Consider the following 11,964-nt stretch of genomic DNA (forward strand, 5'->3'; position numbering starts at 1 on the left):
TGATGTCGCATTTCTCATGATAAACTCATCTGAGACAAAGGAGGAATGGAATATGCCGTTTACTGAACTATGTATTTATCAAGTCAAACCGCAAAAGGTTGATGAATTCGAGGCGCTGATGCTGGAAGCAAAAGAGTTTCTGGAAAAGCAAAAGGGGCTGCTCTTACTGCGGTTCGTAAAGAGAGAGTACCATATCGACATGGAGCAGATTAAAGAAGGTCTGCCGCCGCCCAAGATCACGCGCATTGTAAAAAGTGTCAAGTATATGCTCTATTGGGAGTTTGATACGAAAGAAAGCTATGGGGCAGCACAAAAAAATCTCTACGACAGCTATTGGAAGCCGATGGAACGATGTCTGGTAGCGCCGCATGACAAATATTTAGGGGAGGGGCTGTTTTCATGGAATTAGCATATTGCGGTTTAAAATGCGACGAATGTCCTATTTATACTGCCTCTGTCAGCAAAAATACAGCAGAACAAATCAGACTGGCAAAAGAGTATTCGACGGATGATTATCAATTTTCAAAAGAAGATATGGTTTGTTTCGGCTGTCATACTGAGTTTACATCTAAAAAAATGTGCGGGGACTGCGAAATAAGAAAATGCGGTGTTGAGAAAGCCTGTAAAAATTGTGCGGAGTGTACGGAGTTTCCCTGTTCGTTACTTGAAGAACAGCTGGGGGACAGTTCTGATGGTCTGAACCGATTAAAGTAGCTTGCCGCAGCAGTCAGACAGGCAGAGGGATGATATGCAGATAGACAGACTGATACAAATTGTATTTTTGCTGTTAAGCCGTGACAACCTGACAGCGAAACAGCTGGCAGAGGAACTCGGTGCCTCCACACGCACGATCTATAGGGACATCAATATACTTTCGGCTGCGGGCATCCCAATCACATCACAAAAAGGATATGGCGGAGGGCTGTCTCTGCTGCAAGGTTTTTCATTGGACAAATCCTATTTCACCCAGGCAGAGCAAAGCAATATGATTCAGGCGTTACAGATCCTGAAATCATCCAATTACCCGGATGCTGATAAAACCCTGAACAAAGTAGCCGGATTGTTCAGCCACAACATGCAGTCGGAATGGTTAGAGATTGACTTCTCCTATTGGGGCAGCCCTGAAAAGGAACGGGTCAATATCACAGCGTTAGAGCGTGCAATCATCAATAAGTATGTGATTACATTCACTTATTTTAATACAGAGTTGACGGTAACCGCTCAGACGGTTGAGCCGCTGAAACTGGTTTTTAAATCACATGCCTGGTATCTTGTTGCCTGGTCTCTTCATAAAGATGACATTCGTACTTATAAAATGTCCCGTATCAGAGAACTTCAGGTTACAAACCAGTTGTTTGAACGCGAACTGCCGCAGGATTTTTCCCTTACGCCTGCGTACAAAGAAGAATACAATATACCGTTATTCAAATTACACTTTTCTGAAAAAATTGCGTATAAAGTCTACGATGAATTTCAGGAGAAGTACATTAAAAAACTGGATGACGACACCCTGGAAGTATCGTTCCGCTACCAGCTCAATGAGTGGACATTCCTTTATCTGCTTTCCTTTGGTGAATATGTGGAAATAATAGAGCCTGCCCAGGCAAGGGAGATTTTAAAAGGAAAGGCCCAAAAGATACTTTCTATGTACCAATAAATGAAAACAAAAACCAGGGGGCAGAGGCAGATGAATAAACGATATTTGGGAAGATATTGGCGGACAATTGGAATCTTTATCGTATGGCTTTTCTTGGTAGCCTATGTCTTTGGGGTGGCGAAGGAGGCTATCAATTCACTTAACATATTAATCTGCCTGATTGTTCTCATTGGCATGGAGTATGTATTGGGCTATGGACAGGATAAAAGAGTGATAAGAAGCAGCCAGAGAAAAATGGAGATTGAACGGCAGTGGCGGGAATTCATAGGGGAGGCGGCATGGAACGAATACCAGATTAAAAATGAGAGAATTGCCGTATCCAGGAAAAAATTGATATGGAAAGCAGTTTTCCTGGATTTGGTCATGGGAGCCGCCTATATGGCAGGGATGGGGCTTGCCTATGGAAAAGACCCCAAATGGCTCAAAGACGCGATTCCGGCGCTTCTTTGGTTTCTCATGTTTTTCCTTGTCTTATCTGCCTGGATCATCAGTTTTCCCAAAAGAATGCGGGAGGGAAAGATATTCATATGGGAAGTATTTTTTGTAGCTCCTTTCATGGTTTTTCCGTTTTTTCCTCTAATTTCAGATCGGATAGCGTGCGGTTTTACTGCTTTTACTGGTGGAACGATATTTTCTCTCTTAGGCATCGGGTATATGTGGCAGATGCGCAAAAAAGAGAAGGTATGTACGGTAATGACTACCGCGAAGGTGATTGATAATAGAAAGAGTCCCGTGCGTCTTAAACGGCCCGGTGACATTCCTACATACACTTATCAGCCGGTTTTGGAGTATTGGACAGGAGGGGACCAGAAACAGGTGGTCTGCGGCGATGGTGAACCGAGTCCCTATCCCTTAGATGAAGTGTATACGATTTATTATAATCCCGAGAATCCTGCGGAATTTCGGTTTGCGGATCATAGGAGCGCCGCAGAACGGTTGATAGGCCCTGTTTTCCTGGGGATAGGAATTGTTTTGCTGGCAGGCGCCGTGGGAATCTGGATGTTGACTTAAACGAAAGAATATGTGGATTATCGTTTGCGAAAGAAGGAGACAGAATTGATGAGAATCAAAACAAGATTAATATTGATTGGCGTTGCAGGCAGCCTGGTGTGTCTAAGTGGCTGTAGGAGCAAAGAAGTACCAACAGAGGCTGCTGTAGAAAGTATTACTCCTATAGAAAGCATTACTCCTATGGAAAGTATTACTCCCACAGAAAGTATTACTTCTACAGAAAAAGTGACAGAAGAGGAAATGCCTTTGGCCTCCATCTCATCCGTGGAAGCGGCAGACACCGGCAGCGCAGAGACGGAGAGCGCCACGCAGAAAGAATCGGGGCTTCCTGCTGCGTTTCCCCTGGACTTTCGGTTTAGCAGCGGGGCAGGCGCATGGTATACCGTCATTACATTGAATCAGGATGGTTCGTTTAGCGGTGAATACTGTGATTCTGATATGGGGGACAGTGGGGAGGCGTATCCTCATGGAAAGGAATATATCTGCAATTTCAGCGGACGGTTCGATCCCGTCGTGCAGATAGACGGCAATACATACTCTATGACGCTCTCTGAAATCTCAACAGAAAAAGAATCCGGAGAGGAGTGGATTGAAGACGGTATTCTTCACATAGCATCCGATCCGTATGGTCTTGAGGAGGGCACAGAATACCGTTTGTATCTGCCGGAGACGGAGAAAGAAGGGCTTCCGGAGGACCTCCTCAGCTGGTATCCGGGCTGGAATTTTGCGGATGCAGACGGAAATCTTCCTGACACATTGTCGTGTTTCGGGATTTACAATGTAAAAATGGGATATGGGTTTTTTGCGTATTAGGGTTTTGTAGCATTGGTATGGTAAATCAAAAGTTACCACAGAAACGTATAACAGAAGGAGAAAATGGTAAATGGAAGTTCAGAACAGAGAACTGTATTTAAAACATATGAATGAAGAATATAGGGAAAAACATTATCCGGAACGCTCCGTGTTCGAGGCACATAAGAAGACACAGAAAGGAGCGAATGGGGTCCTGAGCCTGTTTTTTATAGGACTTTTTCTGGCGGGCAGTCTGGCCGGTTTTGTCTGGTCCATCAACATGATACAGGAAATCATCAGGGATGCAGAGGAAGGTATGCTGGGTTTTGGGATTGGGATTTCTGTCTTTTTCCTTTTGCTGGCCATTGGATTTGGAGCGCTTATCTATGTAATAGTAAAAGGCATGAGAAAAAGCGCAGACGACTGGATCCGCATCGTTGCCAAAGCCGGGGGCTTAAGCGAGCAGGAGGTGAGGGAATTCGACAGACAGGCGATGGAGCCGGACAGCCTCATTTTAATTCACCTTGGAAAGCTGAAATCCTTTGCAGCCGGACAGAAGGATGGAATCCTGACCAGGGATTATATCTGTCTTTACAACAATAATATGCCCCGTGTGCTGAAACTTGACAGGCTTACAGAGGCGCACTTAAAGGATAACACATATTATATTAAAGTTGGAAAAACACACAAAAAGGCCCATTATCTGACAATCAATCTGATGAGCAGAGACAATAAGACTGCATGGGCAGAGACGTCGCAGGAATCAGCCAGGGCTCTTCAGGAAGAGCTGGAAAGCCGATGCCCTGGAATTGATACCGCCGGCGGATCTGTACTGGCGGAATAAGAGTGGGGACAATCACGGGAGAGATGAACATACGGAATACGGACCGGAATATATATGATGGCTTAAAATTCACAATCTGAAAGAAGCTGCCCATGGTTAAGATCTTGCAGGCTGAGTATGCCGATCGGCTGGCAAAGAAAAAGGCAAAGAAAAAGCCGGAAGCAGTGTCAAGGGCGTGATGCGGCACGTTCATTTTACCCTAGACACTGTTTACGGCTTTTGCTATATTCTTGCCCTTTGAGTGTCCGGCCGCGGCAGCCACCATGCTCTGCATGGTGGCTGCCCCAGACATTCTTGTACTTGTTGGGGGCTTCGGAACTCTCCAACAAGCAGAAAGGATATTTCTTTCCATTGCTTGCTATTTCACCATGTCAGAAATAACTGATAGCATTATATCTGCAATGTGACAAATTGACGATGAGTATCAATTGTGTTATCATTGAAACATACAGAATGTATTTTAAGGAGGGTAAACTTTGGGAAGAAATAGATATCCAGAAGTAACTGAAAGCCGCATATTAGAAATGGCTATGAAGCTATTTATCGAAAAGGGGTATGAACAAACCACATTACAAGATATAGCAGATGCCATAGGAATGACACGAGGAGCCATTTATCACCATTTTAAAGATAAGGCGGAAATGGTTGATTCGGTTATGGCATGTATGTTTCATAAAACTGTTCCTTGTTACGACGAAATTTTAGGCAATAAGGAAATATCCTCTTTAGAGAAAATCAGGCAAATTTTAATCCATGCATTAACAGCTAAAGAACAGGTTGACGTTTATTTTCCACTATCAAAATCATTGGTCTATAACCCCAAGCTTTCTGCTGCCTATTTAGATTTTACCAAAAATAACCTGGTAGCGATTTTCAGCGAGTTAATCATAGAAGGAGTGGAGGATGGAAGTATAAGAGTAAAGGAACCTGAAATCATGGCAGAACTGCTTGCTGTCATTCTTAATATTTGGCTCTCCCCTATTATATTTATGGATTCAAAAGAAAAATTTATAGCTAAGCTAAGTTATGCTTCAGATATTCTTGATAGTGTCGGTCTGCCAATTATAAATCAGGAAGTAAACGCTGCCTTTGAAAAAATCATTTCAACGCTGCCGGATCATGAAGGGGAAGAAAGTACCGAGTAAAAATAAAGAGTGGGGTTTTATCACTTGTCTGCAAGAAGCGGCGCCCTCAGTTATAAGCACACATGGTCACAATTCGCACAAAACGCAGATAAGTGTTTTCGTCGGGTCGCATATAATCATTATCCGCGTGGGCGTACCATAGTACGAAATGGAACAGCGACAGTATTTCTCAATCGGTATATAAATACGCATATTGGTAAAAAGGCACGGACAAATTGGAACCTGTGAAGGTGTAAAATCTATGACGATTGAAGCATTAAAAATGATTGCGCCCTATTCTGAGGGCGTTTGGAATAAAGAAAATTTAATTGAATTTTTAATTTGGCATTGTAATATTCGGTTTAGTGCCTGGATACGTGGATATTTTGCTGATTTTACAGACGACATGGAATTAGCGGATCTGTTATTTGATATTGTCCTTGATGATGATTATGAGGGTTCAGATGCACGAATGAGCGCCGCCTACTTTATTTCAAAACTATCTGAGGATGTATTAAAAGAAAAAAAGGATCTGTTAATTCAAACGCAGCAAAACGAAGTTTTGGCTTGCCGGCCATTATCATATATCGAAACAACATATGAATGGCTCAGGATATAAATCCAGTTTTATAGACGAAACCTCTTTTAAAAACGTGACAATCACGATACAGAGGAAGTAGCGAAAGTGGGTATATCGGAGGCGCTTAGAGGCACGCTCTATTCCCGTCCGAGTTTCATACCCTTGACGGATAAGGTGCACTCAACAAATTGGAAGCTGTGGAGATGATGAGATGGATTTTAGATTAGCAGCTATGCAAGATTTATCACGGTTAAAAGATATGTATAAGCAAATTGTTAAAAACATGAATGAGCATGGTATTCAAATTTGGGATGATATTTACCCGTGTGAATTTTTTGAGGCAGATATAAAAAATAATCAACTTTATGTTTTGCTTAATAACGGTGAAATTGTATCAGCGTTTGTTTTGTGTGATACAAACCCAGGAGAAAATGCAGTCCAATGGAGGGATAACCACGCAAAAGCTTTGTATATTGACCGACTGGGGATAGCTGTTAAAGATTCAAAAGAAGGGATAGGCAGCTTAATGCTTTCTAAGGCGAAGGAAGTTGCCAAAGTATTAGGCGCTGAATATCTAAGACTTTTTGTAGTGGATATAAATGAGCCAGCTATTAAGCTTTATATCAAAAATGGTTTTGTAAAAGCTAATGGTATTTATGAAGAAGTATTCGATGATGATTTTGTGCTGCATGAATATGGATATGAAATAGAAGTTTAATCATTGCTACAACTTCCAGGTTATCGGGCTGAAAAATTAAAGTTGGCGGAGACGGAAAATGAGAAAATTCATTTTTATTGACAGATGGTGTTACACAATGCCTGATAACGTCCCAGCTGAATGTGGCAGTATTGGTCTGCCGATTATGAATCAGGAAGCAAATTTCCATTAATAAGACAAAGGAGAGAAGCGATTATGAAACAGGGATATTTGGCGCAGGAATCAAAGCGCACGAATGAAGCGGCGAGGAGAACACTGATTAAATCATGCATTGCATTTATTATTTTAGCCGTATTTCTCTATTTTTTATTGAAGAGTTCCCTGGATGTAAATGACCCGTCCAGTCAGACAATATTTTCTGCCTTGAAGATGTTGACGGGGGTATTTTTCTTTGCGTTTGTGGCGGGACTGTTCAGAACAAGCCGGGTTGCCATAAATGGCAGGAATCTGGTTCTGCCGTTTGGAGAGGCTGAGAAAGCAGAGGTGGCGCGGATCATCGATCAGGAGGCGGCGGAAGGCAAAATCCAGGTGGAGGAATACATCTATGACATACCACAGGGAAAGAGACCACATGGAGAAAAAATAGTCCTGACGCCCTCTTACCTGGTGTTATTTGGGGACGGAAGCAGGGTGAGGGCGATTCCGCGTGACAAAATTTACTGGATCTGCGCTCAGGTTGGCCAGAAGGGAGGCCCCTTCATCGTACAGCTGCAGATTTATACGGAAAAGAAGATATTTACCATGGTTGGTGTTGATATCGAACACGTACAGAATATTGCAGAGAAAATTTACCGCTATATGCCCAATGTGTTCTGTGATTATGATCCCTTTATCCTGTCTTATGAACTGGAAAAACTCTTTGCCAAAAACCGTGAGGAGTTTTTGAAATTCTATGAGAATGAAAAGCGGAAATATGAAGCAAGTCAGGGGTTTTATGTGTCGCCGGATGTTTCCTGATTGTCCTGGCAGGGATGCTGATGAAGCAATGGGCGGTGCCGCCTGCAAGCGCGTTTATCATGGAATGCAAGATGAACCATTACGAACGTGTTGCAAAGGAACTTCACCAGGGGAAAAGAAAGCATACCGGTATCAGCGGAGGGGAACCCGGACATGAAGATGTTGCGTTTTATCAGCACACATTTTCCGGTGAGGAAGAAGATTATCTCAATGAGGGAAATACATCTTATATCACGAGTGACACCTATATTTTGTACTCCGAAAATGATGTCTGCGATATAGAATTGCCCATACATGAGCCTTCCAGTTACTCAAATGTAAAGCTGACTCCTATTAAGCCAAACTGGCACGAAATAATTGTTGATAGTGTTTGGAATCCTTAGAGGATTCCGCAGGAAATTGTGAAAATAAAAGGTTACTTTCAAAACACTACCCGTAAAATGACAGACTTTCCTGACGTAATTAATGGAAAATTGTTACGGTAACTAGATGAACGGATAAAATCATATTTGTTTTGCAGACGTTGGTTCCCATTCGCAGAGTATGCGGATTCGCTGCTGAAAGTTATGATGGAGAATGACAATGGAAAATCCAGTAGAGTTAATAAGCAGTATAATAAATATGGATGATTTCTTGAATTTTCTTGTTCAGTTAGCTTTGGATGCAAAAGAGCATCCCGAAGAATGGGCAAATATTACGATTGCTGATTTTTTGGAACAGATGGCAAACTGGATAGAGGACTATACTGGCTTTGATGATACCATTGATTGGGAAAAAATGGACTATCAAACATTTGCAAAAATATTATATATGGGAAAAATTTATGAATGAGGAGAAAATGTCATATGAAGTTTGAAGAAAAAGACCTTCACTTATTGATAGATGGAATGGGTATTGTTTTTTATTCGCCTGAAACAAATAAAAATATTTCGGAAGGTTGTAATTTCTTTGAAGAAGAATATTCAAAACCGGAGGATGTGGCAAAGCATGTCAGAAAGGGCGATGTAGTAGGTTTCTGTACAGGAAGTAGTGGTGAATTTATACTCAAGTTTAGAGAGGGCTATCCGGAAGAAAAGTTACTGGCGGAATATCCAGTTGCGATTCGCCTGGGTATTGAGATCCAAGACGAAAAGTTATGTGTAATTGATTTGTTCTGGTTAATGGAGTGGAGTTCAGATTGCCCTTTGGAACAGACCATTCCCATAGAGCCGGGATATTATCATATCACATTATGCACAAGAAAACCTGATTCGGGAATTTGGGGCAATAAGCAGACCATATTTGTGTTTTTGAACAAATTGGATTCAATGCCGGAATTGAACTGGCCTGGTGTGCCTATGTTGCTTCCAGATTAGGGGGTCGCACAACTTTCAAGCTGTAGGGATAGCTTGTTTGTTTGCGATCATGACCGGGCAGATGAAGAACGTATGGTAAGGATAAGAAAAACGGTGGATCAGGAATGGATGGATCAATTGACGAAACAAGGTGTAATTGGCAAATTGGAATATGGATTGAGGAGGATATCCAAACATGAAGGCCATGCTTCCACCACGCAAACGAGTCGGCATCGTGACACGATGTACTACCCCGAAGGTGTGACTGACCCGGATTATTGTGCTTTGAAATTTGTCGCAGCCAGCGGGCGCTGCTATGTAAACTTCTATTCGGAAAGCTTTGAGATCCATTGAGGTTTTGGGAAAAGTCCTGTGTCGTACATAATGGTATATTTGGTGGAAAGCTTATGACAGGAATTTGTCTATCTTTGGTGTAAAGGGGAGGTAAGCCATGTCGGAACTATCAAAAGAGGATAAAAAGGCATTACTGAAAAAATGGAAGGCTGCTCAAAACAAAAAATACATTCTTAGCAAAACAAAGGTTCGGAATCTCTTTCATTATTTGGAATCGCAATTATCAGAGACTGCTTGTGATAATACTTTGCATTTTACAGAGCAATGGCTTACAAACAATTTACCACAGGGAAAAATAGAAAGTGTAATTGCAGAGCTCAATGAAATGGGTGGATATTGCGATTGTGAAGTGTTATTAAACTGCTATGAAAAATATGATATTGTAACCTGATAATAAATTGGAGGTTTGGAATTTAGAGGACAACTCTTTATGAAAATAAGAAGATTCCGTGCTTATGCAGAACAAGAAGATTTACAAAATATGTTTCAGGATGTTCAAGAAAAATTAGATATCTATTATGTACCGGCCTATTCTGATGCGGGGAGAGTTTCTTATGACCGCATTATGGATATTGAAAATCTGGGTGCTATCTTTCACGGTTCGAATTAGGGGAATATGCGAATACTTATTTTCCTAAAAAACACGGAATGTCTTTGGCGGACGTATCAATGCCGGGGCGGTAATGGACAAGAGATAACAAGATACAGCGCTTTAGACGCGGGAAATTCAGCTTAAGGTGGGACAAATGATCGACCAGGAGGCACTGGAAGGTAAAATCCAGGTGGAAGAATACATATATGAGATCGGAGAAGGGAAGAAACCTCACGGAGAAAAGATCGTACTGACGCCCTCTTATCTGCTGCTATGCGGGGACAAAATGAAGGTGACGGCAATTCCGCGTGATAAGATTTACTGGATCTGCGCCCAGGTTGGCCAAAAGGGCGGCCCCTTTATTGTTCGGATTCTGATTTTCACTGAAAAGAAGATTTTCAATGTGACCGGAGTTGATATTGAACATGTAGAGCGCATTGCTGAGAAAATACATCAATACATGCCGGACAGTTTCAGTGATTATGATCCTTTTTTCCTGTCTTATGAATTAGAAAAACTCTATGCCAAAGACCGCGGAGAGTTTTTGACGTTCTATGAGAAGGAAAAGAGAAAGCATGAAACAATACGGTGAGACATTAAGCAAACGGAATCAATCTATAACAAAGTAATGCAAGCAAAATGTTAAGTTTTGAAGTAAAAAGGGCAGGTGGAAAAATATGAAGGAAACAAAACTTGAAAAGCAGAAAGAGAACCTTGTAAAGATTGGTGCAATGGAAGAATCTGATACATTGATTGATTTTTTTCAGGCCGGCTATATTGAGCGCCTGATTGGAAAATGGGGTCAGTGGCAAAAGGGGTGGGCGTATTTCACAGAAGAACGTCTGATTGTGATAACTGGGTTAATGGAAGAAAATATTATTATTCCGTATCAAAATATTCAGAAATTGGAAAAATGCTCCCAGGGCCTTATGCCGATAGGAATTGCGATTACCTATGAGAACAGGGAAAACGGTGAAATCGTGACCGATAAAATTTCCATCACGAAGCGGGAGAGATGGATGGAATTTATGTCTGAACGATGTAAGGCAAAATGACAAGTTGTAATAGAGAATTATCGAGGCGGGATTGGACGTCGGAATGAACGCGAACCCCGTTAATTATAGACAAAGGCTGTTATGACAAAGTGTTCAAAAGTCATGGCAGTCTTTCTTATTATGTTTTTTCATAATATAAATAATTTTTAAGTTGAAAGATAGAGGGAGACAATACCTTTTTAGAACAGGAGATGAAAAGAATCAAACAATTAAAGTAGTACATAACAGGATGTATAAAAACAACCAGAAGACGGCTGTATTTATTTTTGGCTGAGAGGGACACCAATGATTCGGACAGAACATTTGTTCTGTTTTGCTATTGCACTCTTCATCACAGTCCTGTATAATAGGAACAGAAAGGAGCGTTTACGTGATACGGTTATTTGAGTTTCGGGATTTAGATAAAATAATGGAGATTTGGCTGGAGGGAAACCTGCAGGCCCATGCATTCATAGGGGAAGAACACTGGAAGCAGAACTATGAATCAGTTAAATCGGTTCTGCCAAATGCGGAAGTTTATGTGTATGAGGAAACGGGGGAGATTCTGGGATTCATTGGGATGGATGCCGACTATATTGCCGGATTATTTATAAAAGAAGAGTACCGGGGCAGGGGCATCGGCCGCCTGTTGATTGAGACTGCAAAGCAGAAACAGCGCCTTTCATTGCATGTATATGAAAGAAATTCTGGAGCAGTGGCATTTTACCGGGCAGCGGGTTTCGAGATTCAACAGAGCATGACGGAGAAAGAGACAGGTGAGAAAGAATATCTGATGGTCTACGGTGAATCGGAATAGAGGCCTGTTTGAAAAATTGCAGTAAAAGAACGATTTGCAAACCGATATTGCTTTTCGAGCGAATTCAGATGCCAGGTGTAAATCCGGCCCGAATAATCTGAAAACGATTTGATGATGAAATTATTTCATATTTACAGGAATTAAAATGGT

18 protein-coding genes and 1 pseudogene are annotated in these 11,964 nt (G+C 41.6%); all 19 read left to right on the forward strand.

Annotated features, from left to right (window positions below):
- The first annotated feature begins 52 nt into the window (after nt 1-52).
- The 19 genes and pseudogenes from V3C10_07285 (at nt 53) to V3C10_07375 (ending at nt 11,814) form a co-directional block, all read left to right on the forward strand.
- A complete protein-coding gene (locus V3C10_07285) occupies nt 53-409 on the forward strand; it encodes a hypothetical protein (GenBank protein ID WVP63599.1) in 357 nt (118 codons plus the stop codon).
- Entirely contained in the window at nt 400-714 is a 315-nt protein-coding gene (locus V3C10_07290) for a DUF3795 domain-containing protein (protein WVP63600.1), read from the forward strand. Before V3C10_07285 ends, V3C10_07290 begins: the two co-directional genes overlap by 10 nt.
- Nucleotides 715-748: 34 nt before the next feature.
- Entirely contained in the window at nt 749-1,657 is a 909-nt protein-coding gene (locus tag V3C10_07295) for a YafY family protein (protein WVP63601.1), read from the forward strand.
- A 30-nt stretch (nt 1,658-1,687) separates the two neighbouring features.
- Nucleotides 1,688-2,668, forward strand: a complete 981-nt coding sequence (locus V3C10_07300; protein ID WVP63602.1) for a DUF3592 domain-containing protein — start codon at nt 1,688-1,690, stop codon at nt 2,666-2,668.
- 180 nt (nt 2,669-2,848) lie between these two features.
- Complete coding sequence (locus tag V3C10_07305; protein ID WVP63603.1) at nt 2,849-3,481, forward strand: hypothetical protein; 633 nt, start codon at nt 2,849-2,851, stop codon at nt 3,479-3,481.
- Between the two features lie 70 nt (nt 3,482-3,551).
- The gene (locus V3C10_07310; protein WVP63604.1) at nt 3,552-4,304 is read left to right on the forward strand and encodes a hypothetical protein; all 753 of its coding nucleotides are present in this window, start codon (nt 3,552-3,554) and stop codon (nt 4,302-4,304) included.
- Nucleotides 4,305-4,780: 476 nt separating this feature from the next.
- Complete coding sequence (locus tag V3C10_07315) at nt 4,781-5,449, forward strand: TetR/AcrR family transcriptional regulator (protein ID WVP63605.1); 669 nt, start codon at nt 4,781-4,783, stop codon at nt 5,447-5,449.
- A 241-nt stretch (nt 5,450-5,690) separates the two neighbouring features.
- Nucleotides 5,691-6,047, forward strand: coding sequence for a hypothetical protein (locus tag V3C10_07320; protein WVP63606.1), 357 nt, complete (start codon nt 5,691-5,693; stop codon nt 6,045-6,047).
- 172 nt (nt 6,048-6,219) lie between these two features.
- A complete protein-coding gene (locus V3C10_07325) occupies nt 6,220-6,726 on the forward strand; it encodes a GNAT family N-acetyltransferase (GenBank protein ID WVP63607.1) in 507 nt (168 codons plus the stop codon).
- 195 nt (nt 6,727-6,921) lie between these two features.
- Nucleotides 6,922-7,683 carry a hypothetical protein gene (locus V3C10_07330; GenBank protein ID WVP63608.1) on the forward strand — a complete coding sequence of 254 codons (762 nt, stop codon included), beginning with the start codon at nt 6,922-6,924 and terminating at the stop codon, nt 7,681-7,683.
- Nucleotides 7,684-7,703: 20 nt separating this feature from the next.
- Nucleotides 7,704-8,066, forward strand: a complete 363-nt coding sequence (locus V3C10_07335) for a hypothetical protein (protein ID WVP63609.1) — start codon at nt 7,704-7,706, stop codon at nt 8,064-8,066.
- Between the two features lie 199 nt (nt 8,067-8,265).
- Nucleotides 8,266-8,514, forward strand: coding sequence for a hypothetical protein (locus V3C10_07340; protein WVP63610.1), 249 nt, complete (start codon nt 8,266-8,268; stop codon nt 8,512-8,514).
- A gap of 14 nt (nt 8,515-8,528) precedes the next feature.
- Entirely contained in the window at nt 8,529-9,038 is a 510-nt protein-coding gene (locus V3C10_07345; protein ID WVP63611.1) for a hypothetical protein, read from the forward strand.
- A 216-nt stretch (nt 9,039-9,254) separates the two neighbouring features.
- A pseudogene (locus tag V3C10_07350) lies at nt 9,255-9,371 on the forward strand (pyridoxamine 5'-phosphate oxidase).
- A gap of 97 nt (nt 9,372-9,468) precedes the next feature.
- Nucleotides 9,469-9,762 (forward strand): DUF2695 domain-containing protein, encoded by a 294-nt coding sequence (locus tag V3C10_07355; GenBank protein ID WVP63612.1) that lies wholly within the window; start codon nt 9,469-9,471, stop codon nt 9,760-9,762.
- Between the two features lie 39 nt (nt 9,763-9,801).
- Entirely contained in the window at nt 9,802-9,981 is a 180-nt protein-coding gene (locus tag V3C10_07360; protein WVP63613.1) for a hypothetical protein, read from the forward strand.
- 136 nt (nt 9,982-10,117) lie between these two features.
- The gene (locus tag V3C10_07365) at nt 10,118-10,555 is read left to right on the forward strand and encodes a hypothetical protein (protein WVP63614.1); all 438 of its coding nucleotides are present in this window, start codon (nt 10,118-10,120) and stop codon (nt 10,553-10,555) included.
- 85 nt (nt 10,556-10,640) lie between these two features.
- Nucleotides 10,641-11,018, forward strand: coding sequence for a hypothetical protein (locus tag V3C10_07370; protein WVP63615.1), 378 nt, complete (start codon nt 10,641-10,643; stop codon nt 11,016-11,018).
- A 370-nt stretch (nt 11,019-11,388) separates the two neighbouring features.
- A complete protein-coding gene (locus tag V3C10_07375) occupies nt 11,389-11,814 on the forward strand; it encodes a GNAT family N-acetyltransferase (GenBank protein ID WVP63616.1) in 426 nt (141 codons plus the stop codon).
- The last annotated feature ends 150 nt before the right edge of the window (nt 11,815-11,964 follow it).

Source organism: [Clostridium] symbiosum (assembly GCA_036419695.1).
GTDB classification, from domain to species: domain Bacteria; phylum Bacillota; class Clostridia; order Lachnospirales; family Lachnospiraceae; genus Otoolea; species Otoolea symbiosa_A.